21 protein-coding genes are annotated in these 23,281 nt (G+C 68.8%); 9 read left to right on the plus strand and 12 right to left on the minus strand.

The genetic code is table 11. The annotated features are described in order from the left end of the window. From U5O44_RS16710 to U5O44_RS16725, 4 genes are all read right to left on the minus strand, one after another. A complete protein-coding gene (locus U5O44_RS16710; protein ID WP_322589538.1) occupies positions 1–2,499 on the minus strand; it encodes a chemotaxis protein CheW in 2,499 nt (832 codons plus the stop codon). 138 nt (positions 2,500–2,637) lie between these two features. Then, positions 2,638–3,443 (minus strand): IS5 family transposase gene (locus U5O44_RS16715; RefSeq protein WP_322587122.1). Its coding sequence is split into 2 segments (ribosomal slippage): positions 2,638–3,113 and positions 3,113–3,443, totalling 807 coding nucleotides; the frame shifts between segments, so codons are not numbered across the junction. A gap of 55 nt (positions 3,444–3,498) precedes the next feature. Next, positions 3,499–4,656, minus strand: a complete 1,158-nt coding sequence (locus tag U5O44_RS16720; RefSeq protein ID WP_322589539.1) for a glycerophosphodiester phosphodiesterase — start codon at positions 4,654–4,656, stop codon at positions 3,499–3,501. Between the two features lie 93 nt (positions 4,657–4,749). After that, complete coding sequence (locus U5O44_RS16725; RefSeq protein WP_322589540.1) at positions 4,750–6,462, minus strand: long-chain fatty acid--CoA ligase; 1,713 nt, start codon at positions 6,460–6,462, stop codon at positions 4,750–4,752. 177 nt (positions 6,463–6,639) lie between these two features. On the opposite strand from U5O44_RS16725, the gene U5O44_RS16730 reads away from it, so the two are divergent. The 4 genes from U5O44_RS16730 (at position 6,640) to U5O44_RS16745 (ending at position 11,336) form a co-directional block, all read left to right on the plus strand. Continuing rightward, positions 6,640–7,947 (plus strand): argininosuccinate synthase, encoded by a 1,308-nt coding sequence (locus U5O44_RS16730; RefSeq protein ID WP_322589541.1) that lies wholly within the window; start codon positions 6,640–6,642, stop codon positions 7,945–7,947. 19 nt (positions 7,948–7,966) lie between these two features. Further along, a complete protein-coding gene (gene ppnP / locus U5O44_RS16735; protein ID WP_322589542.1) occupies positions 7,967–8,287 on the plus strand; it encodes a pyrimidine/purine nucleoside phosphorylase in 321 nt (106 codons plus the stop codon). Positions 8,288–8,451: 164 nt separating this feature from the next. Then, on the plus strand, positions 8,452–8,937 hold the full coding sequence (locus tag U5O44_RS16740; RefSeq protein ID WP_322589543.1) for a putative pterin-binding protein: 486 nt from the start codon (positions 8,452–8,454) through the stop codon (positions 8,935–8,937). Beyond that, positions 8,934–11,336, plus strand: a complete 2,403-nt coding sequence (locus U5O44_RS16745) for an ATP-binding protein (protein WP_322589544.1) — start codon at positions 8,934–8,936, stop codon at positions 11,334–11,336. Before U5O44_RS16740 ends, U5O44_RS16745 begins: the two co-directional genes overlap by 4 nt. Here U5O44_RS16745 and U5O44_RS16750 read toward each other — a convergent pair. Both U5O44_RS16750 and radA read right to left on the minus strand, forming a co-directional pair. Then, complete coding sequence (locus U5O44_RS16750) at positions 11,333–11,797, minus strand: hypothetical protein (RefSeq protein WP_322589545.1); 465 nt, start codon at positions 11,795–11,797, stop codon at positions 11,333–11,335. The genes U5O44_RS16745 and U5O44_RS16750 overlap by 4 nt on opposite strands. Before the next feature lie 369 nt (positions 11,798–12,166). Beyond that, positions 12,167–13,543, minus strand: a complete 1,377-nt coding sequence (gene radA, locus U5O44_RS16755; RefSeq protein WP_322589546.1) for a DNA repair protein RadA — start codon at positions 13,541–13,543, stop codon at positions 12,167–12,169. A 42-nt stretch (positions 13,544–13,585) separates the two neighbouring features. Between radA and U5O44_RS16760 the strand changes: the two genes are divergently transcribed. Beyond that, positions 13,586–14,224: a LysE family transporter gene (locus U5O44_RS16760; RefSeq protein ID WP_322589547.1), complete on the plus strand. Its 639-nt coding sequence runs from the start codon at positions 13,586–13,588 to the stop codon at positions 14,222–14,224. 24 nt (positions 14,225–14,248) lie between these two features. Here U5O44_RS16760 and arfB read toward each other — a convergent pair whose 3' ends face one another. From arfB to alr, 4 genes are all read right to left on the minus strand, one after another. Then, entirely contained in the window at positions 14,249–14,653 is a 405-nt protein-coding gene (gene arfB, locus U5O44_RS16765; RefSeq protein WP_322589548.1) for an alternative ribosome rescue aminoacyl-tRNA hydrolase ArfB, read from the minus strand. Further along, positions 14,650–15,147 carry an acyl-CoA thioesterase gene (locus tag U5O44_RS16770; RefSeq protein ID WP_322589549.1) on the minus strand — a complete coding sequence of 166 codons (498 nt, stop codon included), beginning with the start codon at positions 15,145–15,147 and terminating at the stop codon, positions 14,650–14,652. Before U5O44_RS16770 ends, arfB begins: the two co-directional genes overlap by 4 nt. 46 nt (positions 15,148–15,193) lie before the next feature. After that, positions 15,194–15,751 (minus strand): cytochrome b, encoded by a 558-nt coding sequence (locus U5O44_RS16775; protein WP_322589550.1) that lies wholly within the window; start codon positions 15,749–15,751, stop codon positions 15,194–15,196. 66 nt (positions 15,752–15,817) lie between these two features. After that, positions 15,818–16,948 (minus strand): alanine racemase, encoded by a 1,131-nt coding sequence (gene alr, locus U5O44_RS16780; protein ID WP_322589551.1) that lies wholly within the window; start codon positions 16,946–16,948, stop codon positions 15,818–15,820. Positions 16,949–17,137: 189 nt separating this feature from the next. On the opposite strand from alr, the gene lplT reads away from it, so the two are divergent. Then, positions 17,138–18,418 (plus strand): lysophospholipid transporter LplT, encoded by a 1,281-nt coding sequence (gene lplT, locus U5O44_RS16785; RefSeq protein WP_322589552.1) that lies wholly within the window; start codon positions 17,138–17,140, stop codon positions 18,416–18,418. A 5-nt stretch (positions 18,419–18,423) separates the two neighbouring features. Here lplT and U5O44_RS16790 read toward each other — a convergent pair whose 3' ends face one another. Then, entirely contained in the window at positions 18,424–19,311 is an 888-nt protein-coding gene (locus tag U5O44_RS16790; protein ID WP_322589553.1) for a response regulator, read from the minus strand. Between the two features lie 216 nt (positions 19,312–19,527). Between U5O44_RS16790 and U5O44_RS16795 the strand changes: the two genes are divergently transcribed. The 3 genes from U5O44_RS16795 (at position 19,528) to U5O44_RS16805 (ending at position 22,783) form a co-directional block, all read left to right on the plus strand. Next, positions 19,528–20,724 carry an amino acid aminotransferase gene (locus U5O44_RS16795; RefSeq protein ID WP_322589554.1) on the plus strand — a complete coding sequence of 399 codons (1,197 nt, stop codon included), beginning with the start codon at positions 19,528–19,530 and terminating at the stop codon, positions 20,722–20,724. A gap of 242 nt (positions 20,725–20,966) precedes the next feature. Continuing rightward, a complete protein-coding gene (locus tag U5O44_RS16800) occupies positions 20,967–21,269 on the plus strand; it encodes a high-potential iron-sulfur protein (protein WP_322589555.1) in 303 nt (100 codons plus the stop codon). Between the two features lie 122 nt (positions 21,270–21,391). Continuing rightward, on the plus strand, positions 21,392–22,783 hold the full coding sequence (locus tag U5O44_RS16805; RefSeq protein ID WP_322589556.1) for an amidase: 1,392 nt from the start codon (positions 21,392–21,394) through the stop codon (positions 22,781–22,783). Here U5O44_RS16805 and mscL read toward each other — a convergent pair. Continuing rightward, positions 22,773–23,192, minus strand: coding sequence for a large conductance mechanosensitive channel protein MscL (mscL, locus tag U5O44_RS16810; RefSeq protein ID WP_322589557.1), 420 nt, complete (start codon positions 23,190–23,192; stop codon positions 22,773–22,775). The two genes, U5O44_RS16805 and mscL, sit on opposite strands and share 11 nt — an antisense overlap. Positions 23,193–23,281 lie beyond the last annotated feature (89 nt).

The raw sequence follows: 23,281 nt of genomic DNA on the forward strand, positions 1-23,281 counted from the left end.
TCAGCGCTGCACCAGCGTCACCACCCGCTCCCCATCCAGCAACTGCACCGTCACCCGCCCCTGGTTGGCGCGGATGATGTGGCTGATCCAGTGGCCGCCGTGTGTGTGCCCCACCGGATTGGGCACCACGCAGCGGTCCTCGAATTCGGCGACGGCGTGCAGCTCGTCCACCAGCAGGCCGCAGGTGTGTGCGCCGAGGCGCAGGATGAGCACCTGCCCGTCGCCCCGCACCGGCGCGCGGCCGAGCAGCTGCGCGAGGTCGTGGACCCAGACATAGCCGGACTCGCCCGCCGCCTGCCGCGCCACCATGCCGACGCAGGCGCTGCCGCGGGTCATCGAGACGCGCCGCAGGTCGCTGGCCGACACGGCTTCGAGCACATGGCGGGCGTGCAGCGCCATCAGCTGGCCGTCGAGCAGGAAGGTGGCGTATTCCTGCGTCGGGCCGCTGCCGTGCGACGCGGCGTCGAGCAGCACGCCGGCGTCTCCCGCGGCCCCGCCGTGCGCATGGACCGCACCGAAATGGCGGATCACCACCGCCTGCACATCGTCACGGTGGCCGTCGGAGGTCTTGAACTCGCGGTAGCCGGCCGAGGTCGAGGTGGCGACCACGGCGTACTGGCCGGCGTGGACGCCGATCTGGGTGTCGAACTGGCCGCGGGCGACCTGGGTGTTGGGTGCCGGGTGGGTCCAGGCGCTGCCGACCGGGTGGTCGGGGTGCGTGCTGGCCAGCACGCGGCCCTGCGGTGACACGAACAGCGCGTGCGTGTCCGGCTTGCGCGACACCGCGCCGTCGAGCATCGCGCGCAGCTCCGGCGCGCTGTCGAACACCAGGCCGATGCCGCCGATCACGCGCTTCGGGTCCGTCGGGTGGCGGATCGCGGCGTGGTAGACGTAGGTGGCGGCGTCGGCGTAGAGCGGGTGCGGGCCGAAGCCTTCGACGTGGTAATGCTGCGTGTCGGTCAGCGCGACGACCCGCGCCAGCGTGTCCGGCGTGACGCGCGCGCCGGGCGGGAGCGGCGTGCCGGTGCTGACGAGGATCGCGCCCTGGGCGTCGTAGAGGTAGAGCCGCGTGTAGACGGTGTAGAGGCTGTTGATGTAGTCGAGCACCTTGGCCATCGACGCACAGGCGGCGGCGTCCGGCGCGGCCATGCCCTCGCGCAGCTGCGGGTTCAGCGCCCACCAGCGGCAGTCGTCGGCGCGCTCGTAGAGGTTGCGGTCGAGCAGGTCCACCAGCAGCCGCGCCGTGTAGCCCGCCTGGGTCAGCCCGGTGCCGAGCACGGTCTGGTAGAGCGCGTCGATCGACTCGCGGAAGAGCTTGCTGCTGCGGTGGCCGGTCTCGCTGATCTGCTCCAGCACGGTCTTCAGCTGCGACATGTCGCGCTCGCTGCCGGCCGTCATCACCTGGCCGTTCCAGACGATGCGCTGGATGCGCTGGGCGGCGACCATGATGTCGTGCAGCGGCGGGCAGAAGGTGCCGGCGTGGGACAGCAGGCCCTGCAGCAGCGCCGGGGGCAGGGCGTCGGTGCCGGTGCTGCCCGAGGCGTCGAAGGCGACGTCCAGCGGCATCATCACCTGCCCGAGCCAGCCGGTCGGGCCTGGGTAGCCCTGGTAGCCGGGCGAGGCGTGGGTGGCGATCAGGTAGAGCCGGCCCTGGTGGATGAACGCCCCGGCGCGGCCTTCCCGGTTCACCGGCACGGTCATGCCCAGCGGCATCCAGCCTTCGTCCGAGCTGGCGATGACCCGGTGCTGCGCGTCGAGCAGCAGCATCACGCTGCGCCCGGACGGGTCGCCGTGGGAGGCGAAGATGCCCTGCATCTCCTGCGGGAAGTTGAAGCTCATGCACAGCACGCCGACCGACTGCCCCGCGCCCGGCCGCTGCATGCGCCGCGAGTAGATCAGCGCCTGGGGCGCGCCGGGGCGCAGGTCGGTGGCGCGGAAGGTTTCGAGGTAGGTGCTGCTGGCCAGTGTTGCCGGCACCAGCGGGTCGCGGCTGGCCTCGACGGGCGAGGCGCTGTCGGTCTGGGCGAGCACGTGGCCGCCGGTGTCGAGCAGCAGGATCTCGTCGTAGACGGTGTACTTGTGGCGGTATTCCTGCAGCCGCCGGTAGGTGCGGCCCTCGTCCTCGACCGGGTCGGCGACGAAGCTGCACAGCTCCGGATCGGTGGCCAGGAAGCCGACATCGGCGGTGCGCTCATAGAGGTTGCGCACGACGATGTCGATCACGTACTGGGCACGGGTCTGGACCTGCCCGATGGCGTTGCGCAGTTTTTCCAGCACCAGACTGGACACGAGATCCCGCTCCATCTGCCCGAACTGGGTGCGGGTGGCGGCCATGGTGGGCAGGATGGTGCGCGCGTCCTGCGGGCAGTTCATCTTGGCCGACGCCTCGATCAGGCTCCACATCAGGTTCAGCTCCCGCAGCGACATCTCGCAGCGCGTCACGTCGCGCATGTAGGGCAGCAGGGTCTCGACCTCGGTGCGGCTCAGGGTGATGCTCATCTGGACGGCTCTCATGTCTGGGGTGAGGGCAGTCTCTGCGCAAGTTGTGTTCCGGGATCGGCGGTGGTGGGGGCGGAAATCACGGTTGCGGCCGGCACTGGCGGGCATCGCCCAGCCGGCCCGCGCCGCTTAGAGCGGCTAACACAACCTGCGCAGAGTCCGCAGACAGATGATGGAACAGGCCAGGGACAAAAGAGCCACATGGGTGGTGATGCTGCGCTCGAAGCGCACCCGGAGCTTGCCGAAGGCCGCCAGCCACGCATGCGTGCGCTCGACCACCCAGCGGTGACGGCCCAGACGCTCCTTGCTCTCGATGCCCTTGCGGGCGATGCGCACCCGGATGCCCCGCCGCCTGAGATGCTGGCGACAGCGTTTGCAGTCGTAGGCCTTGTCCGCATGGAGCTTGTCGGGCCAGCGCCGGGGCCTGCCGGGCTTGCCCTTGATCGCTGGCAGCGCATCGATCATCTCCTCGAACACCACCGAGTCATGCCGGTTCGCGCCCGTGACGCAGAACATCACCGGCGTGCCGTTGGCGTCAGTCAGCACATGGCGCTTGGAGCCGAGTTTGCCCCTGTCGGTCGGGTTCGGCCCAGTGTGCGGCCCCCCCGGGGGCTGGCCACGCTGGAGCCATCGATGCACATGCGGCTGTAGTCGAGCGCGTCGTTGCGCCTGAGATGCTCCAGCAGCAGCATGTGCAGCCCGTGCCACACACCCGCCTCGTGCCACTGCTGGAGTCGTCGCCAGCACGTCATGCCGCTGCCCCAGCCCAGCGCTTGAGGCAGCTCTTCCCATGGGATGCCCGTTCGCAGGACGTACACGATGCCGTTGAGCGCGAGTTCGTCGGCAATACGGGGGCGCCCTCCGCGAGGACTGGCGGGCTTGGGCTCTGGCAGCAGCGGGCGGATGTGTTCCCACAACTCCGCACTGATTTCTTGCTGTTTCATCCCCTCAGCATCGCTCGGATCTGACGTGACGGGTGTTTGGTTTTGTTAGCCGCTCTTAAAGCCCCTTCAGCGCCGCCACCCCAGTCCCCGGGAAGTCCGTGAACAACCCGTCCACCCCCAGCTTCATGTAGTACTGCATCTCGGCCTTCGGATCGCTGAAACCGTAGGTGCCCGCGTCGTCGCGGAAGGTCCAGGTGTGGACGAGCAGGCCCTTGCTGTGCGCTCGTTCGACAACGCCAGTGCTCCCATCGACCCGGCGATCCGCCGCCGTCACCGCGCCGTCCCCCGTGCGGTCCACGCCGTCGTTGACGGTCTTCACCAGGTACGGCTTCCACGGCCCCACCGCGTCGGCGTAGGTCTTGACGAAGTCCATGCCGGCGCTGGTCAGCAGGTCCGAGAACAGCCGCGGATCACCGGCGACCACGAAGTCGTAGGGCTGCCGGTACGGCGCCACCAGCGACATCGAACCGTCGGCGTTCACGTCATCCGCGTCGATCAGCTGCACCAGCCGGAGCTTGGTCTTCGTGCGCAGGTACTGCAGGTTCGCGACCTCGAAAGACTGGATGAACACCGGCGCCGTCGCCACGTTGCCGTAGATCGGGTGCAGCGTCGCGACCAGCTTGTCCTCGAACACGTTGGCGCCGAACACGCCCTTGTGGAAGGTCGAGTGCTTGATTTCCGGGTAGATGCCGATGGTGCGGCCCGCCTTGGCGCCTTCGGTCTGCGCGAGGTTGATGACCTCGGCCAGCGTCGGGATCTCGTAGAGGAAGTCGAACGCGGTGGAGCGACCCGCGCGCGACTGCTTGGCGCGCAGCGTCTTGATCTCGGCCAGCGTGAAATCGCCCGCGAAGTAGGCCGTGGTCGACACGCCGTCCACCAGCTTCGTCGTCTTGCGGGTGGCGTCGAACTTCACCGCCACGTCGGTCGTGTCGTCGAGCATCGGCTCGTGGCGCGCTATCATCACGCCGTCCTTGGTCAGCACCAGGTCCGGTTCGATGAAGTCGGCGCCGCGCGCGATGGCGCGCTCGTAGGAGGCCAACGTGTGCTCGGGCAGCTCGCCGCTGGCGCCGCGGTGGCCGATGACCAGCGGGGCCGCGCCGGACAGCGTCTTGTAGGCGGTGCTGGTCGTGGCGGCCGGGGTGTCGTCGTCGCCGCCGCCGCAGGCTTGCAGCGTGGCAAGCGAGAGGGCGGCCAGGAGAAAGCGGATGCGCATGATGGACCGTGCTGGAGGGTGGGGGAATGGACCATTCTGGGCAGGGGTGGTGACACCGCCGTGACCGAATGCCCAGATTCCCGGCCCTCCGCCTCAGCCCTTCGCTCGCTCCTGCTCCTTGTCCTGCAACAGCCGCCACATCACCTTCCCCGTCCCCGACTTGGGCAGCGCGTCCACGAACTCGACGAGCCGAGGCACCTTGTACGCGGCCATGTGCTCGCGGGACCACGCCATGATGTCCTCGGCCGTCGTCTGCCCCCGCGCCTCGGCGCGCAGCACGACCACCGCCTTGACCGTCTCGCCCCGGTAGGCGTCGTGCGCGCCGATGATGCAGGCCTCGGCCACCGCCGGATGCCGGTACAGCAGCAGCTCCACCTCGGACGGCCAGACCTTGAAGCCGCTGGCGTTGATCATCCGCTTGAGCCGGTCGGTGATGAAGAAGTAGCCTTCGTCGTCCATCCGGCCCAGGTCACCCGTGCGGAAGAACTTCTTGCCCGGCAGCCCCGGCAGCTCGATGAAGGCCGCCTCGGTCGCCGACGGGTGTTTCCAGTAGCCCTTGAACACCATCGGCCCGTTGGTCACGATCTCGCCGATCTCGCCCACCGGCAGCTCCTCGAACGTCACCGGATCGACCACCCGCGCGTCGGTGCTGAACAGCGGCATGCCCAGGCACTGCAGCTTGGCGCGCTCGGGCGGGTTGGCATGGCTGGGCGCGGCGGTCTCGGTCAGGCCATAGCCTTCGGCGAAGGTCAGGCCGAACTCGGTCTGCAGCCGCTCGGCCACCGCCTGCGGCATCGCCGCCCCGCCGCCCGAGAGGTAGCGCAGGCTGGAGAGGTCGAAGCTGCGGTAGTTCGGGCTGGCGAACAGGTCGATGATCATGGTCGGGATGCAGGTCCAGTGGCTCACCCGGTACTGCGAGATGAAGCGCCCGGCCAGCTCGCGGTCCCAGCGCGGCAGGATCACCACGGTCGAGCCGGTGTAGACGGGGCTCAGCACGCCGTACAGCATCCCCGTGATGTGGAAGAAGGGCACGACGCCCAGGCTCACCGTCTCGGCGCTGGTGTAGCCCCACAGCGAGCCGCCGACGACGTTGCTCATCAGCGTGCGGTGGGTGTGGATGCAGCCCTTGGGCAGCCCGGTCGTGCCGGAGGTGTAGGGCAGCAGCACCATGTCGTCCGGGCCGGCGGTGGGCGCGGTCGGCACGAGGCCGGCGGCGAGCGCGTCGTCCCAGCGGGTCGTGCCGGCGGGCCGCGGCGGGTCGGCGCGCAGCCAGGCGTCCATCGCCGGCGGCGGGGCCAGCGCGGGGTCCACCGTCTCGCCGAGGTAGTCGGCGTAGCGCGTCACCAGCACGGCGCGCAGGCGCTGCGCCTCGGGCAGCCGGGCGTCGGCTTCGCAGACGATGGCGGCCAGGTCGGCGCTGGTCAGCACGACCTTGGTGTCGGGGTCGGTGATGTAGTGGCCGAACTCGTCGGCGCGGTTCATCGCGTTCACCGGCACCACCACCGCGTCGGCGCGCAGCACGGCGTAGTAGGCGACGATGAACTGCGGACAGTTCTGCATGAACACCGCGACCCGGTCGCCCTTGGCCACGCTCTGCGCCTGCAGCCAGCCGGCCAGCGCCTCAGCCTGCCGGTGCAGCGCGCGGAAGGTCAGCGGCTGGCCGAAGAAGAGGTAGGCCGCGCGGTCGGGGTAGCGCCGTGCGGAGGCTTCGAGGTTGAACCAGAGCGAGGTTTCCGGCAGCACGAGGTCCAGCGGCAGGCGCTTGGGCCAGTGCTTCAGGTGCGGGCGGTCGGCGGGGATGGGCATGGTCGGGGCTCGCGGCGCAGTTCGGATGAAGCGCAGGTATACGCCGGTCCCGCAGCGCCTGGCATCGGGGCGTCCCTGAGGGGCTGTCGCGGTCGGGACAGACCTGCCGCGCTAGGAGAACGCCGCTGCGCGGTCCTAAAATCAAGGTTTGCTCATTTCGCATCAGCGGCAGTCACCATGTCCCAACAGATCAAGCGCGTCGTCCTCGCCTATTCGGGCGGTCTGGACACCTCCATCATCCTCAAGTGGCTCCAGGACGAGTACCAGTGCGAGGTCGTGACCTTCACCGCCGACATCGGCCAGGGCGAAGAGATCGAGCCGGCCCGCGCCAAGGCCATCAAGATGGGCATCAAGCCCGAGAACATCTTCATTGAGGATCTGCGCGAGGAGTTCGTGCGCGACTTCGTGTTCCCGATGTTCCGCGCCAACGCGCTGTACGAAGGCGAATACCTGCTGGGCACGTCCATCGCCCGCCCGCTGATCGCCAAGCGCCTGGTCGAGATCGCCCAGAAGACCGAAGCCGACGCCATCTCCCACGGCGCCACCGGCAAGGGCAACGACCAGGTCCGCTTCGAGCTGGGCGCCTATGCGCTGATGCCGGGCGTGAAGGTCATCGCCCCGTGGCGCGAGTGGACGCTGTCCAGCCGCGAAAGCATGCTGGCCTACGCCGACCAGCACGGCATCCCCGTGGACTTCAAGAAGCGCAAGGGCGGCGGCGCGCCGTACTCGATGGACGCCAATCTGCTGCACATCAGCTATGAAGGCGGCATCCTCGAAGACCCGAACTTCGCGCCGGAAGACAGCATGTGGCGCCTGACGCGCAGCCCGGAGAAGGCGCCGAACAAGCCGCAGACCATCGAGCTGACCTACGAAAAGGGTGACGTGGTCGCCATCGACGGCGAGAAGCTGTCGCCGGCCCAGGTGCTGACCAAGCTGAACGAGATCGGCGGCCTGCACGGCGTCGGCCGTCTGGACAAGGTCGAGAACCGCTACGTCGGCATGAAGAGCCGCGGCTGCTACGAAACCCCTGGCGGCACCATCCTGCTGGCCGGCCACCGCGCCATCGAGTCGATCACGCTCGACCGCGAAGTGCTGGCGCTGAAGGACGACCTGATGCCGCGCTACGCGCGCATGGTCTACAACGGCTACTGGTTCGCGCCGGAGCGTGTGCTGCTGCAGGGTCTGATCGATGCCTCGCAGGCGACCGTGAACGGCACCGTCAAGTTGAAGCTCTACAAGGGCACGATCATGTGCGTGGGCCGCGAGTCGCTGACCGATTCGCTGTTCGACCCGAAGATCTCGACCTTCGACGACGACGGCGGCGCCTACAACCAGGCCGACGCCGGTGGCTTCATCAAGCTGAACGCGCTGCGCCTGCGCATCGCCGCGAACGCCCGTGCGGCGCGCGCGCCGAAGCCGGTCGAGGCCGCGCCAGCGAAGAAGAAGCCCGCTGCCCGCAAGGCCGCTGCCAAGAAGTCCGCCTGAGCGCACAGGAGCTGATCCCATGGGCAATCCCCAACTGAGCGTGGCCAGCGTCGGCACCAAGGCCAACGTCTACTTCGACGGCCGCTGCGTCTCGCACGGCATCACGCTGGCCGACGGCACGAAGAAGAGCGTGGGCGTGATCCTGCCCGCGACGCTGACCTTCAACACCGGCGCGCCGGAAGTCATGGAAACCGTGGCGGGCGCGTGCAGCGTGCTGCTGCCGGGCCAGAGCGAGTGGCAGACCTTCGGGCCGGGCCAGTCCTTCGACGTGCCGGGCAACGCGAGCTTCCAGATCAAGGTCGAGGGCGAGCCCTACCACTACATCTGCCATTTCGGCTGATGCTTCGCCGGTGATGTGTGCAGGCGCCAAGTGCGGTTCTGCACACCACCGCGGAGGCCCTCCCCCTGCGTCGGGGTGGTGTTGCGGCATGATTCTCCGCGGGCCGAACATCCTCGGCCCGTGCGCAAGAAGGAACCACAGTGAGCATCACGCGTCGTCATTTCATGGCTGCCTCTGCAGCGTTGACTCTGGCGGCCCCGTCCGCACAGGCACTGGAACGTCCCAAGGGGCGGGTCGTCCTGACGGTCTCGGGCCGCATCGGCATCCGCAACGCCGAGAAGACCGCCGAGTTCGACATGGACATGCTCGCCGCGCTGCCGCAGCACACCTTCTCGACCAAGTCGCCGTGGTATCCCGAGGCCCACAAGTTCACCGGCCCGCTGCTGCGCGATGTGCTGGCTGCGGTGGATGCACAAGGCAAGAACCTGCGGGCGGTCGCACTGAATGACTACAAGGTCAATCTGCCCGTGGGCGATGCCCTCAAGTTCAACCTGGTGCTGGCACGCCTGATGGACGACAAGCCGATGCCGGTGCGTGACAAGGGTCCGCTGTTCATCATCTACCCGTTCGATGCTGACGAGATCCTGCGCAATGAGCGCTACTACAGCCGCTCGGCCTGGCAGCTCAAGGCGATCGACGTCCTCGAATGAGCACCGACGCGGCGCCCGTGCAGGCGGCACAGGCCTCCCGCTTGCCGACCTCGCGGGTCGGGCGCCTGATGGCCCTGATGGTGGTGGTGCTGACGGCGATCTTCGGGGGAATCGGCTGGCTGCAGACACAGTCGCTGGCGCTGCTCAACGCCAATGTCGTCTACCAGGGCGACAACATCGTCTGGAGCTTCTTTCAGCTGGAGACCGAGTCGCTGCGCCTGGGGCAGGCGCTGCGCGAGGCGGCGGCACAGACGGACCCCGCGCCGTTCGACGCCTTGCGGGAGCGCTACGAGATCTTCGTCAGCCGCATCAGTCTGGTCGAGCCGCGGCGCACCCGCGAGGTGATGCCGGAGCTGGAGGTGCAGCGGCAGGTGCTGGCGCGCCTGAACGGTCTGGTGGCGCGCATGGATCCGGTGCTCGGCCCGGACGGCCCGGCGCTGGTGGATCCGGCGCAGATCCGGGCGCTGGCCCTGGAGTTCGAGTCGGTCGGGCAATCGGTGCGCGAGCTGTCGCTGCTGGCCAACCAGTCCGTGGCTGAAGGCATCACCCGCCGCAACGAGGCGGTGCGTGACCAGAACCGGATCGGCATCGGCCTGACCATCTTCCAGTGCCTGCTGATCGTCGCGTTTGCCTTCGTGGTGGTGCGGCAGGTGCGTGTGCAGGAGCAGCGCCGCTTCGAACTGGAGCAACTGGCCCGCCACCTGCAGGCCGCACGCACGGAGGCCGAGCAGGCCAGCCGCGCCAAGAGTGCCTTCCTGGCCAACATGAGCCACGAGTTGCGCACGCCCTTCAACGGACTGCTGGGCATGATGTCGCTGCTCGACCGCTCGGAGCTGACAGCCCAGCAGCGCGATTACCTGGGGGTGGCGCGCCAGTCGGGCGAGCACTTGCTGACCATCCTGAACGATGTGCTCGACTTCTCGAAGATGGAGTCTGGCCGGATGGACCTGGTGGCACGTCCCACCGACCTGCACCAGGCCATCGCCGAGGTGCAGGCCCTGATGGCGCCGCAGGCGCGTGACAAGGGCCTGCGCTTCGAGGTCACGCTGGCCGCTGATCTGCACCCGGTGGTGGAGGCGGATGCCAAGCGGGTCAAGCAGATCCTGTTCAATCTGCTGGGCAACGCGATCAAGTTCACCGACTCCGGCAAGGTGCGGATGCAGGTCGACCGCTGCCACACCGCGCAGGGTCGTCCGGCGACCCGTTTTTGCATCACCGATACCGGCATCGGCATGGGCGAGGAGACCCGTGCCCGCCTGTTCCAGCGCTTCAGCCAGGGCGACGACAGCATCAGCCGCCGTTTCGGTGGCACGGGTCTGGGGCTGGAGATTTCCCGTGCGCTGGCCACGATGATGGGCGGAGAGATTTCCGTGACCAGCGAAGCCGGGGTCGGCAGCGAGTTCACCGTGGTGCTGCCCTTGCCGGAACTCGACGCGGGTGCTCTGGTCGCGAGCACCGGAAAACTGCCCGGTGGCGTGGTGCCCGTGTCACCCTCTGCCGAACTGACGAACCGTCCGGGCACGGTGGACCCGGTGCCCGGCAGCTTGCGGGTTCTGGTCACGGATGACCATCCGGTCAACCGCAAGTTCATGCAGGCGCTGCTGGAGCGGCTGGGGCACCGCGTCCTGCTGGCCACCCACGGCGAGGAGGCGGTGGCGGTCGTGCGCGAGCAGGCGTGTGACCTCGTGCTGATGGACCTGCACATGCCGGTGATGGATGGGCTGGCGGCGGCCCGTGCCATCCGCGCCTTGCCTGCGCCACAGTCGCGTGTGCTCATCGTGGCGCTGACCGCCGATGCCTTCGCCGAGTCGCGCGAGCGGGTGCGCGAGGCGGGCATGGACGATTTCCTGGCCAAACCTGTGCAGTTGCACGACATCGAAGAGTTGCTGCGCAAGAACTTTGGTGCACGCGCCGTCGGCAGCATGGTGCCGGCGACGCCCGGCATGGCGGCTGCAGTGCCTTCCGCCGCGGACCAGGCCGTTCATGCCGTGGCCGGTCCCGTCAAACCGGAGCGCCGTCGCCGTCCTCGGATCAAGCCGGGTGAGGCCGCACGGATGCTGAATCTGGAGCTGATCGCCGACACCTGCGCTGCGCTGTCCGTGCAGTCCTACACCGCCTTGCTGGCGGGATTCCTGACGGATGACAGTGCCTCGGTGTCGGGTCTGCTGGCGACGCTGGAATCGGGCGGGAGCACCGAGGAGCGTGTGAAGGCGGCGCACCGACTCAAGGGTGCCGCAGCCAGTCTGGGCCTGCGGGAGTTGGCCGACACCGCCCGGGAGATTGAGGCGGATGCGGCCGGTCTGACCGAAGAGACCGCCTTGCTGGCCGCCAATCGCTTGCGGACCCAGTTTGACGCGGCCCGCGACATCGCGGGCCGGATGGGCTGGTTCGACGCTTAGGCGGCCGCCGCGATCGGGCTGTGCGCCTTGTTGTCCTGCGGGGCGGCTTGGCGGCTGGAGGTCGGGGCGTTCTGGCCGTCGGTGCGGGTAGCGCTCCAGCGCTCGACGCTGCCACGGCGGAATGTCACGACGATCTGGTTGCCGTAGCTGTCACGCCAGAGCCATTCGTTGCCACGCTCGTTCATGCGCTGGCCGAGGCTGTTGGAAATGGCCAGCACTTCGGCCATCGTCATGCCGTGTGCCAGTTTCGATTGCAGCGTCACGACGCTGTCGACCATGCCCTTCGGTCGGTCGGCCACATTGCGCAACTGGCGCGAAGCCCGGTTGAACTGCAGGATGGCCCAGAAGACCAGGACCGTGATGGCCAGGACCAGACCTGCCCAGCCGAAGGACCACCATCCCGCCAGCAAGGCGGAAGCGGTGAGGACGGCATTGATGGTGCGTTGAAATGGAACTTTCATGTACCGGATCTTAGCGCTGGAGTGGAGGAAGTCATTCACCGACGCCACGTAACGGATGGTCTGGATCCCGCACTTGAGGGGGTCGCCTAGGCGTCATCTGGCGTCGAAAGTGTAGGGGACGCCACTCTGAAACGATAAATATGCTTCGATTTTGCCGAATCCGTGGTCCTGGGCCTGTGGCAGTTTCCGCGGGTGGATACCGTTTGACATCAATTGACTGGCGGCGAAGGATTGTAATAAATCACGAATAGAGGTTCAACACTAGGCCGAAATGGCATGGTCCCCTGGTGGAGGATTTACGCGCTGCGCTGCGTCTGCTAGGGCGCACGGTGCGCCCGATGTGGCCAAGCCCCGCCCGTTCCGCTGCGCTCAGCTCAGCTGGCGGACGGTTTCGATGGCTTCCTCGATGCGCTCCACGGGGTGCACGGTCAGCCCTTCGATCGGCTTCTTGGGCGCATTGGCCTTGGGCACCAGCGCGACGGTGAAGCCAAGCTTGGCGGCCTCCTTCAAGCGTTCCTGGCCGCGCGGCGCCGGCCGCACCTCCCCCGCCAGCCCCACCTCGCCGAACGCGATGAAGCCCTTGGGCAGGGGCCGCCCGCGCAGCGAACTCTGGATCGCCAGCAGCACCGCCAGGTCTGCCGCCGGCTCGCTGATGCGCACGCCGCCCACCGCGTTGACGAACACGTCCTGGTCCGCGCAGGACACGCCCGCGTGCCGGTGCAGCACCGCCAGCAGCATCGCCAGCCGGTCCCGGTCCAGCCCGACGCTGAGCCGGCGAGGGCTCGGCCCGCCCGCGTCCACCAGCGCCTGGATCTCCACCAGCAGCGGCCGTGTGCCTTCGAGCGTCACCAGCACGCACGCCCCCGGCACCGGCTCGCCGTGGCTCGACAGGAAGATCGCGCTCGGGTTGGCCACGCCCTTGAGGCCCTTTTCCGTCATTGCGAACACGCCGATCTCGTTGACCGCGCCGAAGCGGTTCTTGATGGCGCGCACGAGGCGGAAGCTCGAATGGGTGTCGCCCTCGAAATACAGCACCGTGTCGACGATGTGCTCCAGCACACGCGGGCCGGCCAGCGCGCCTTCCTTGGTGACGTGGCCGACGAGCACGATGGTGCAGCCGGTGGCCTTGGCGGTGCGGGTGAGCTGCGCGGCGCACTCGCGCACCTGGGCGACCGAGCCGGGGGCGGAGGTGAGCTGGTCGGAGTAGAGAGTCTGGATCGAGTCGATGACGCAGAACGCCGGGGTTTCGAGCGCGAGCGTGGCCTGGATGCGCTCCAGCCCGATCTCGGCCAGCACGCGCAGCTGCGTGCCCGCCAGCCCGAGCCGGTGGGCGCGCAATGCGACCTGGGCGCCGGACTCCTCGCCGGTGACATAGAGCACCTTCATCTGCCGCGACAACGCCTCGGCCGCCTGCAGCAGCAGCGTGCTCTTGCCGATGCCCGGATCGCCGCCGATCAGCACCACGCCGCCTTCGACGATGCCGCCGCCGAGCACCCGGTCGAGTTCCTCCAGCCCGGTGGGCGTGCGCGCCACGTCGGCGGCTTCGATGTCGGCGAGGGTGGCGACGGGCTGGCTCTTGGCGAGGGCCTGGAAGCGGTTGTTCTTGCTGCCGCCTGGGCTGGCCACGGGCTCGGCGATGGTCTCGTCGAGCGTGTTCCAGGCGCCGCAGTGCGGGCATTTGCCCAGCCATTTGGGATTCGTGCCGCCGCAGTCGCGGCAGGTGTAGAGCGTCTTGTCGCGTGCCATGTGGTGGATTGTCCCCTGCGTGCCGTGTGGCAGGATGTGCCCATGGAATTCAACACTTGGCTCACGTTTCTGGCCGCCGCCGTGGCGATCAGCCTGTCCCCTGGCCCGGGCGCGATCGCGGCGATGGGCGCCGGCCTCAACCACGGGTTTCGCCGCGGGCAGGTCATCGCCTTCGGACTGCTGATGGGGGTGTGGACGCAGACGCTGGTCGTCGGCTTTGGCCTGGGCATGCTGCTGACGACGTCGGAGCTGGCGTTCTCGGTCGTCAAGTGGGTGGGGGCGCTCTACCTGGTGTGGCTGGGGGTGCAGCAGTGGCGCGCCCCGGCCCGGCCGCTGGTCACCGAGGCGCCGGCCGAGGCCGCACCCGACGCCCACCTCGCCCGCACGCTCTTCCTGCGCGGCTGGACCGTCAACGCGCTCAACCCCAAGGGCACGGTGTTCCTGATCGCCGTGCTGCCGCAGTTCGTGGACGCCAGCCGCCCGCTGCTGGCGCAGTACGCCACGATCGGCGCGACGTTCGGTGTCGTCGAGATGGTGGTGATGAGCGGCTATGTGGCGTTGGCGGCACGGGTGCTCGGCCTGTTGCGCCAGCCGCGCCAGATCCTGTGGATGAACCGCACCTTCGGCAGCCTGTTCGTGGCGGCGGGTGCGCTGCTGGCGACGTTCAAGCGCGCGGCCTGAACCTGGGCCTGAACCCGGGTTCCGTCAGGTGTCGGTGGCGCGCTGCCGGCCGGCCTTGACGCCGCTGCGCCGGGTCTTGCCATCCAGCCGCCGGACCTTGGAGGCCAGCGTCGGCCGGGTCGGTCGCCGGGTCTTGGGCACGTGGGCGGCGCGGTCCACCAGCTCCTGCAGCCGCGCCAGCGCGTCGGCCTGGTTGCGCGGCAGGCTGCGGTGGTCCTGTGCCTTGATGACGACCACGCCATCGCTGCCGATCCGGCTGTCGGGCCAGGCCAGCAGCCGCGCCTTGACCGCCTCGGGCAGCGACGAGGCGTGGATATCGAAGCGCAGGTGGGCCGCGCTCGACACCTTGTTGACGTTCTGGCCGCCAGCCCCCTGGGCGCGGATGGCGGTGAAGTCGACCTCGCGCGGATCGACGACCGGGGGCTTCATGGCCCGGGCGGCGCGGCAGGCTGGCGCACGGCCTGCAGGCGCTGCTCCATCTCGGTGCGCAGTTGCCGGCGGGCCTGGGCGTTTTCCCAGCGGCGCTGCTCGTCGATGGAAAACGGCCGCAGCGGCGGCACCTTGGCCGGCTTGCCCGCGTCATCGACGGCGACCATCGTGAAGAAGCAGGAATTGGCGTGGCGCACGACCTGGGTGCGGATGTTCTCGGCGATGACCTTGATGCCGATCTCCATCGACGAGGTGCCGGTGAAGTTCACGCTGGCCAGCAGGCTGACGAGTTCACCGACGTGGATCGGCTGGCGGAACATCACCTGGTCGACGCTGAGCGTCACGCAGTAGCGGCCGGCGTAGCGGCTGGCGCAGGCGTAGGCGGCCTGGTCGAGCAGCTTCAGGATGGTGCCGCCGTGGACATTGCCAGAAAAATTGGCCATGTCCGGCGTCATCAGCACCGTCATCGAGAGTTGGTGGGAGGGCAGGTCCATCGGGGCGTCGCGGTGTCCGCAAGGTTGAGCTGACGCCTATCTTGCATCAGCCGTGCCGGCCCGCCATGCGGCGCAGCGACGCCGTGCCGTGGCGCGCCACCCCGACGAGGTGGACCAGCACCAGCAGGATCATCAGCTTGGAGCCCAGCTGGTGCAGCAGGCCGGTCCGGTAGTGCAGCGCCTTGTTCTCGGCGATCGGCGAGGGCAGCTCGAACCAGCCGAGCACGTAGATTGGCTGGCCGTCGCTCCAGACCATCAGCGGCCCGGTGACCAGCATCAGCGCGAGCAGTGCCAGCAGCGCGCCGTGGCCGACCTTCTCGGCCACCCGGGTCCAGCCAGCGGGCGACAGCGGGCGCGGGCTGCGGCCCGACGCCATGGCCACCAGGCGCCAGCCGATGCGCACCATCAGCGGGGCAAAGGCGAACACCCCGATCGCGACATGCCAGGCCCACAGCGCCTTGCGCTCCGGGCCCTTGGGCAGCACGTCCTCGGCGACGACCCCGATGACCAGCATCGCCAGCGTCAGCAGCGCACCGCCCCAGTGGGCGAGGCGCGACAGGCGGCCGTAGACAGCGGGTTGGTCGAGGTAGGGCAAGGTGGACATGGCGACAGCAGGACAGGGTGGAAGAAGGACCGCTGGCACGCAGCAGCCTGCCCGGCATTGTCCGGCTCAGGCTGAACCGGACCTCTCCTGCATCTGCGGGACGTCGACCACCCGAGTCGGCACCCGCAGCGCCAGCGCGCACATCAGCTCGTAGCCGATCGTGCCCGCCGCCTGCGCCACCTCGTCGATGGGCAGCACGCGGCCATGCGGCCCGTGGCCCCAGAGCGTGACCTCGCTGCCGACATCGGCCAGCGGCACCGGCGTCAGGTCCACGGCCAGCATGTCCATCGAGACCCGGCCGACCGTCGTGGTGCGCACGCCGTCGACCAGCACCGGCGTGCCGGTGGGCGCATGGCGCGGGTAGCCATCGGCATAGCCGCAGGCGACGATGCCGATGCGCATCGCCTGTTCGGCGCGGAAGCGGCTGCCGTAGCCGACGGTGTCGCCGGGCTGCAGCGACTGGGTCGAGATCAGCCGCGAGCGCAGCGTCATCGTCGGCGTCAGGCCCCAGTGCGCGATATCGTGTTCGGGGAAATCGGGGGCGCTGCCGTAGGTCAGGATGCCGCTGCGCACCCAGTCGGCGCGTACCTCGGTGTCGGCGGCGTGGCGCAGGATGGCCGCGCTGTTGCTCAAGCTGCGTTCGCCGGGCAGGTCGTGCGTGGCGGCATGGAAGGCCGCCACCTGGTGCGCGATGCCGCGCCGGCCGTCCGCGTCGGAGAAGTGCGTCACCAGCGAGATCTCGTCCACCTGCGGCAGCGCGTTCAGCCGGGTCCACGCGCTGCGCAGGTGCGCGCCGGTGAAGCCCAGGCGGTTCATGCCGCTGTTCATCTTGAGGAAGACGCGGTGCGGCTGGTGCGTCTTGTGGGCGGCGAGCCAGTCGATCTGCGTCTCGTGGTGGACGACATGCCAGAGGTTCAGCCGCGAGCACAGCTCCAGGTCACGCGGCTCGAAGCAGCCCTCCAGCAGCAGCACCGGCCCGCGCCAGCCGAGGTTGCGCACCCGCTGCGCCTCGTCCAGGTCGAGCATCGCCAGCCCGTCCGCACCAAGCAGACCGGGCCAGACCCGCTCGATGCCGTGGCCATAGGCATTGGCCTTGATGACGGCCCACAGGCGCGCGTCGCCGGCCTGGCGGCGCGCGACACGCAGATTGGCCGCGAGGGCATCGGGGTGGAGCAGGGCTTCGATCGGACGTGGCATGGCGAAAGATTGTGCCAGCCCTTCCTGCCTGAGGATTCCACCAGCGGTGTCGGCCGGGGCCCGTGCTATAACCGCGCCGCACCGGGCTGGTGCTGGCCGCCAGCGTCAGCGTCAGCGCTCCGGCATTGCGCCTGCGACGCCACCCCGACCTACCCCGACCCACCCCTACAGCAGAGCCGTCTCAGCCGGATGAAAAAAGGCTTCCACACCATCATGTCGGCGCAGTTCTTCAGCTCGCTGGCCGACAACGCCTTGTTCGTCGCGGCCGTCGAGCTGCTGAGGACTTCCGGATCGCCTGAGTGGCAGCGGGCTGCGCTGGTGCCGATGTTTGCCCTGTTCTACGTGATCCTGGCGCCTTTCGTGGGGGCGTTTGCCGATGCGGTGCCCAAAGGCAAGGTGATGTTCTTCTCGAACAGCATCAAGGTCGTGGGCTGTCTGATGATGCTGTTCGGCACCCACCCGCTGGCGGCCTACGCCATCGTCGGCCTCGGGGCGGCGGCCTACTCGCCCGCCAAGTACGGCATCCTCACCGAGCTGCTGCCGCCCTCGCAGCTCGTCAAGGCCAACGGCTGGATCGAGGGCCTGACGATCGCCTCGATCATCCTGGGCGTGCTGCTGGGCGGGCAACTGGTGGGGCCGCACATCGCACCGCACCTGCTGGCGCTGGACATGCCGCTGTTCGACCTGGGCATCGACACCGCGCCACAGGCCGCCATCGCCTCGCTGGTGATCCTGTATGTGATCGCGGCGGGCTTCAACCTCTACATCCCGCGCACCGACGCGCCGCTGCAGCCACTCTCCAGCGACCCGGTGGCCCTGGTGCGCGATTTCTCGGACTGCAACTCGCGCCTGTGGAACGACCGCCTTGGCCAGATTTCGCTGGCCACGACCACGCTGTTCTGGGGCGTCTCGGGCAATCTGCGCTACATCGTGCTGGCCTGGGCGGCGGCGGCGCTGGGGTATGGCACGACGCAGGCATCCTCGCTGGTCGGCGTCGTCGCGGTGGGCACGGCCGTTGGTGCGGTCGTGGCGTCGATGATGATGCGGCTCGAACACGCGACCCGGGTGATGCCCATGGGGATCGCGATGGGGCTGCTGGTGGTGCTGATGAACTTCATCGACAACGTCTGGGTGGCCGCACCGTTCCTGATCGTGCTGGGTGGGCTGGGCGGGTTCCTGGTGGTGCCGATGAACGCGCTGCTGCAGCACCGGGGCCACAACCTGATGGGCGCCGGCCGCTCGATCGCCGTGCAGAACTTCAACGAGCAAGCGTGCATCCTCGCGCTGGGGGCGTTCTACACCGGCATGACACGCGGCGGCCTGTCCGCCTTCGGTGCGATCACCATCTTCGGCCTGCTGGTGGCGGGCACGATGGAGCTGATCCGCCGCTGGCACCGCCGCAACACGGTCGAGCATGCCGACGAGGTCGAGCGCCTGATGCAGATCGCCCGCAGCGACCGCGGGCACTGAAGGGGTCAGAGCGCCATGCGCGCCGTGGGCTGGAACACCCGGTCGAAGGTGCGGTCGTGGCGGGCCAGCAACTGCGCCAGCGCCGTGTCGTCCAGAGGCGTGGTGAGGCAGGCGTCGCAGTCGGCGAAGGTGGCGCGGATGCGCTCGATCGGCGCCAGCTTCTGTGTCAGCGCCACCACCACCGGCGCCATGCCGGCCAGCGTCGGGTGGCGGCGGATGCGGCGGCAGGTCTGGAAACCGGCCGATCCTCCCTGGCCCGTGCCCAGGAACACGAAGCCGAACACCAGCCGCCCGGTCAGCGCCACCGCTTCGTCGCTGGTGCGCGTCAGCAGCACCCGGTAGCCGAAGGCCATCAGCCGCTCGCGCAGCAGCCGGCACTCGGCCGGGCTGCTGCTCACGACCAGCACCTGGTCGAGCCGGTGGTCACCATCGGCCAGCACGGCGTTGCTGTAGCCGGAGCTGGCCCGGAAGTCCTGCACATCATGGTCATTGAGCGCCTGCTGGCGTGTCAGTCCGCTCGGACCGGAGGCTGCCAGCCGCAGCTTGGGCTGCAGGCCGGACTCGCGCAGTGCGCGGGCAGCACGGTGGCGCTTCAACTCGTCCAGTGCCCTGCGCAGCTGCAGCGCGTCGATCGGCCGGCCGAGGTGGGCGCCTGCCGTCGCCGGCGCCTTGCGGCCACCGATGAACACCGTGTCGCGCACCCGGCCCGCGCGGCCCACGGTCAGGATCGCCTCCGGCTGGTCGGCATCCGCGACCAGCCAGTCGCAGTCGGCCACCGACTCGCCCACCGTGTAGACGGGCACGGCATCCACCAGCCGGAAGTAGCTTTCCAGCGTTCGGCGCTCGAACGCACTGAAGCCGACGATGGCGATTCGCTGGGCGACGGTACGCATGGAGGACTCCGTTTGGGCGGTGGGGTGACCAGTCGATTCTTCGGGACACCCTGACCAGCGTCAAGGCGTCGATCCCCCTCAATACGATGTGGTACCGCCCACGCTTCGGGGTGGAACGCACATCCTGTGGCCCTGATTTTTCCTGATCGCCCCCCGACTTCGTGGTGGTGTGGCTCGGCAGATAATCGGCGACCTTTCTTGCCCGGAGCCCTCCGCATGTTCGAACACGTCGATGCCTATGCCGGCGATCCCATCCTCACGCTGAACGAGAATTTCCAGAAAGATCCCCGGCCGGGTCTGGTCAACCTGTCGATCGGCATCTACTTCGACGATGCGGGCCGGCTGCCGGTGATGCGCGCCGTGCGCGAGGCGGAGACGGCCATGCTGCAGTCGATCGGCCCGCGGGGTTACCTGCCGATGGTGGGCGCAGCCAACACGCGCACGCAGATCCAGCACCTGCTCTTCGGTGCCGACCACGAGGCGGTGACCAGCGGGCGCACGGTGACGCTGCAGACACTGGGCGGCTCGGGCGCACTCAAGGTCGGGGCGGATTTCCTGAAGACGTATTTCCCGGACAGCGGCGTGTGGATCAGCGACCCGACCTGGGACAACCACCGGGCGATCTTCGAGGGCGCCGGATTCCCGGTGCAGACCTATCCGTACTACGACCCGGCCACGGGCGGCCTGCGCTTCGACGCCATGCTGGAGGCGGTCCGCAGCCTGCCGGCGCGCTCCATCGTGCTGCTGCACGCCTGCTGCCACAACCCGACCGGGGTCGACCTGACGGCCGCGCAATGGGCGGAGCTGATCCCGGTGCTGGTCGAGCGCGGGCTGATCCCGTTCGTGGACATCGCCTACCAGGGCTTCGGCGACGGTGTGCAGGACGACGCGTTCGCGCTGCGCGCGCTGGCGGATGCGGGCATCGCCTTCTTCGTCGCCAACAGCTTCTCCAAGAGCTTCTCGCTGTACGGCGAGCGGGTGGGCGGCCTGAGCGTGGTCTGCCCGACGGTGGCGGAAGCCGGACTGGTGATCGGGCAGCTGCAGGTGGCCGTGCGCAAGAACTATTCGAGTCCGCCGACCCATGGCGGCCAGATCGTCGCCCGCGTGCTGGCCGACCCGGCACTGCGCCAGTCGTGGACGGACGAGCTGGACGCCATGCGTGTGCGCATCCAGGCGATGCGCGGGCGGCTGCATGCGGTCCTGTCCGACAAGGTGCCGGGGCGCGATTTCCGCTATTTCCTGACGCAGCGCGGCATGTTCAGCTACACGGGCCTGTCGCCCCAGCAGGTGGACACGCTGCGCGAGGTGCATGGGGTGTACCTCGTGCGGTCGGGGCGGATGTGCGTGGCCGGGCTGAACAGCGGCAATGTGGAGCGCACGGCGGAGGCGATGGCGAAGGTGCTGGCTGTGTGAGCAGCAGGACACGCGGCCGGACGAGCGGCTGCACAGCCGACAGGGCTCGCCTTGATCGAGGTCATGGTCGGTCCGGCCCTACCCGGCAGAATCACCCACTGCAACGCCTTTGACGCCGAGTACCTGTCGGCGCGGCCTTTCCATCCTGCACCGACCCCGGCACGCTGCCGGACGCTGCGTATGCTTGCGGTCATTCAGAGGCTCGTCTCATCTCCATCCCAGGCACCCCAAAGGAACCCACCATGACCATGCAACGCCGCGTTTTCCTGATGACCCTCGCCGCTTCCGGCACCGTGCTCGGCACCGCCGCCCAGGCGCAAGCCATGGTCGACGAGAAGGATCCCGCTGCCGCTGGCCTCGGCTATGTGGCCGACGCCAAGAAGGCCGACGCCAAGAAGTTCCCGAAGTACGCCGCTGGCCAGAACTGCGCCAACTGCGCGCTCTACCAGGGCAAGGCCACCGACAAGGCCGCTGCCTGCCCGCTGTTCGCCGGCAAGCAAGTGGCCGGCGCCGGCTGGTGCAGCGCCTGGGCCAAGAAGGCCTGATCGTCGCGCCCCTGATCCCGTCCTGATCGACCGCGCAGCGGGTCCGGCCAGCGTGCCGCGACCCGCTGCGTTTTTTTGCGCCCTGGCTGTCGCAGAATGGCTCCGAATCCCCCGGAGTGCCCATGGCCGATCTGCACGATCTTCCCGCTACTGCGCTGCTTACCCTCTACCGCCATGGCGATGTCTCGCCGGTGGAGGTGACCCGCGCCGTGCTCGACCACATCGCCCGCTGGGAGCCGCACCTGTGCGCGACCTATGCGCTCGACCCGGACGGTGCGCTGCAGCAGGCGCAGGCCGCCGAAGCGCGCTGGCGCCGCGGCGAGCCCTGCGGTCTGCTCGACGGCGTGCCGGCGATGGTCAAGGAGAACATCGCCACCCGTGGCACGCCCACGCCGCTGGGCACCGCCGCGACCGTGCTGACCCCCGCCGCTGCGGACGCGCCGCCGGCCGCGCGGCTGCGCGAGGCCGGCGCAGTGCTGCTGGGCAAGACGACGATGCCGGACTACGGGATGCTGTCGTCCGGTCTATCCAGCTTCCACCCGCTGACGCGCAATCCCTGGGACTTGACGAAGAATCCGGGCGGCTCCAGTGCAGGCGCCGGGGCGGGTGCTGCGGCCGGTTACGGACCCCTGCACCTGGGCACGGACATCGGCGGCTCGGTCCGTCTGCCGGCGAGCTGGTGCGGGGTCTTCACGCTCAAGCCGAGCCTCGGGCGCATCCCCATCCAGCCGCCGTACGCTGGCCGTGTCGCGGGCCCGATGACGCGCACGGTGGCGGACGCGGCCCTGATGATGCGTGTCCTGAGCCAGCCGGACTGGCGCGATGCGACCAGCCTGCCAGCGCAGGACATCGACTGGGACGCGCTGGAGATCGACCCACGCGGCCTGCGCCTGGGGCTGCAGCTGGACGCCGGCTGGGGCATGGCGCTGGACGGGCAGGTGAGGGCGGTGATCGAGGACGCGGCGCGGCGCTTTGAAGCTGCCGGCGCCTCCGTCGAGCCGATGCCCGCGTTCATGACCCGCGAGATGGCCGACGGCATGGACCGCTTCTGGCGGATGCGCTCGTGGCTCGACCTCTCGGCGCTGCCCGTCGAGCGGCAGGCGAAGGTGTTGCCGTACATCCGCGAGTGGGTCTCGACGGGAGCCACGCTGACGGCGGCCGAGGTGTTCCACGGCCACAGCCAGATGGCGGCGATGCGGGACGCGGCCGTCGCAGCATCGCAGCCCTTCGATTTTGTGCTGTCGCCCGTGGCGCCGTGCGTGGCGTTTGCAGCGGAATGGGCCAGCCCGCTCAACGACCCGCAGCGCCCGTTCGAGCACATCGCCTTCACCTTGCCGTGGAACATGAGCGAACAGCCGGCTTCGTCGGTCAATGCGGGCTGGAGCGATGCCGGGTTGCCGATCGGGCTGCAGATCGTCGGGCGACGCCACGACGATCTCGGGGTGCTGCGCCTGAGCCGGCTGTGGGAGCAGCTGCGCGGCGAGCAGCGGGCGTGGCCGTGTGTCAGCGCTTGAGTGCGTCGCGGATCTCGCGCAGCAGCACGACATCCTCGGCCGGCGGGGCGGGCGGTGCAGGGGGCGCCGGGGGCGCTTCACGCTTCATGCGGTTCATGGTCTTGACCATCATGAAGATGATGAAGGCGAGGATGATGAAGTTCAGCGCGATGGTGATGAAGTTGCCGTAGGCCAGCACGGCGCCAGCCTTCTTGGCTTCGACCAGGGTGGTGGCCGTCTGACCGGCCAGCGGGATGAAGCTGTTGGCGAAATCCAGCCCGCCGAAGATCTTGCCGACGATCGGCATCACGATGTCGCCGATCAGCGAATCGACGATCTTGCCAAACGCGCCGCCGATGATCACGCCGACCGCGAGGTCCATCACGTTGCCCTTGAGGGCGAATTCCTTGAACTCACTGGCCATGCTCATTGGGTTTCTCCTGCTTTCTGATTAAGCGCTTGACAACATGTCGTTACGCTGGCGTGAAGTATTACCGCCGTAAGTTATCTGTCAAGTCG

The organism is Sphaerotilus sp. (genome assembly GCF_034519685.1).
GTDB lineage: Bacteria > Pseudomonadota > Gammaproteobacteria > Burkholderiales > Burkholderiaceae_C > Sphaerotilus.